This is a genomic window from Salipaludibacillus neizhouensis, assembly GCF_002886185.1.
Classification (GTDB): domain Bacteria; phylum Bacillota; class Bacilli; order Bacillales; family Salisediminibacteriaceae; genus Salipaludibacillus; species Salipaludibacillus neizhouensis.
In genome coordinates, this window is sequence record NZ_KZ614148.1 from 187,420 (window position 1) to 188,957 (window position 1,538).

1 protein-coding gene is annotated in these 1,538 nt (G+C 38.4%); it reads left to right on the forward strand.

All coding sequences use genetic code 11. From position 1 onward, the window contains the following. Window positions 1-87: 87 nt before the first annotated feature. The coding region (locus CEF18_RS23860) for an L-glutamate gamma-semialdehyde dehydrogenase (RefSeq protein ID WP_110939243.1) at window positions 88-1,538 on the forward strand (1,451 nt) is incomplete at its 3' end.

Sequence of the window (1,538 nt, forward strand, 5' to 3'; positions counted from 1 at the left end):
TTTTATGAGAAGGCTCGCAGAACGACCTGAGAATGTGACATTTGTATTAAAAAATACATTTAAATAAACCAACAGGGGGAACTAAAAATGACTAAAACTCTTCAATATTTAAAGTTAGATACGTTCAAGAACGAACCCAATACGGACTTTTCACTAGACGGTGAGGTAAAGGCGTTAAAAGAAGCCATCTCGGCGGCTAGAGGTAATTTAGGAAAAGAATATCCTGTGATTATTGGAGGAGAAAAAATTTACACAGAAGATAAAATCACTTCTATTAATCCAGGAAAGAACGAAGAAATTGTTGGGACCATGAGTAAAATAGATCGTGAGATGGCTGAAAAAGCTTTACACACGGCTACGGAAACGTTTGAAACTTGGAAACTAGTAAAGCCAGAAAAACGAGCTTCATATTTGTTCAAAATAGCAGATTTAATGAGAGAACGACGCCATGAATTATCAGCTATATTAATTATTGAAGCAGGAAAGAACTATGAAGAGGCGGATGGGGAAGTTTCGGAAGCCATTGATTTCTTAGATTTTTACGCGAGATCAATGATTCAACTGAATGAAGATACTCATTACTTGAAAAGTCTTCCTGATGAAAGAAATAAGTTAACATATATTCCGTTAGGTGTAGGTTTTATCGTTCCTCCTTGGAATTTTCCTTTAGCAATTTGTGTTGGTTTAACTGCATCGGCTGTAGTTACAGGTAATACTACTCTAGTAAAGCCAGCGTCCTTAACACCGGTTATTGCCTATAAATTTGTTGAACTAGCAGAGGAAGCCGGTCTGCCGAGTGGAGTGATTAATTTTATACCAGGGGATTCCTCCGTCATGGGCGACTTTATAACAGGACACCCTCTTACTCGTTTTATCAGTTTCACAGGATCTAAAGATGTAGGGCTTCACATCAATGAGCTTGCAGGCAAAAAAGTGAAAGGTCAAAAGTGGATTAAGCGAGTAAATGCAGAAATGGGAGGAAAAGATGGCATTGTCGTGGATGAAACAGCCGATTTAGATGCGGCTGCGGAGTCAATTGTGTCCTCAGCATTTAGTTTCCAAGGTCAAAAATGTTCCGCGGGTTCACGTGCCATTATTGTTGAAAGTATTTATGACAAATTGGTGGAAAAAGTGGTGCAGTTAACGGAAAAATTAAGTATTGGGAATGGTGAAGAGGATTATTCAGTTGGTCCTGTTATTGATGAAAAAGCGTATAACAGCATTCTTAAGTATATTGAAATCGGAAAAGGTGAGGCAACACTCCTTTTAGGTGGAAACCCAGGAAGCAATGAAGGGTTTTATATTAATCCAACTATTCTCGGTGACGCAGATAGTAATAGTAGAATTATGCAAGAAGAAATTTTTGGCCCTGTCCTTGCGATTGCGAAAGCAAAAGACTGGGAAGAAGCGATTGAGATGTATAACAATACAGATTACGGTCTGACAGGTGGATTTTTCTCTTCCGATAACAATCGTATAGAACAAGCCATTGAACGTATGTATTGTGGGAATTTATATGTGAATCGAAACTGTACAGG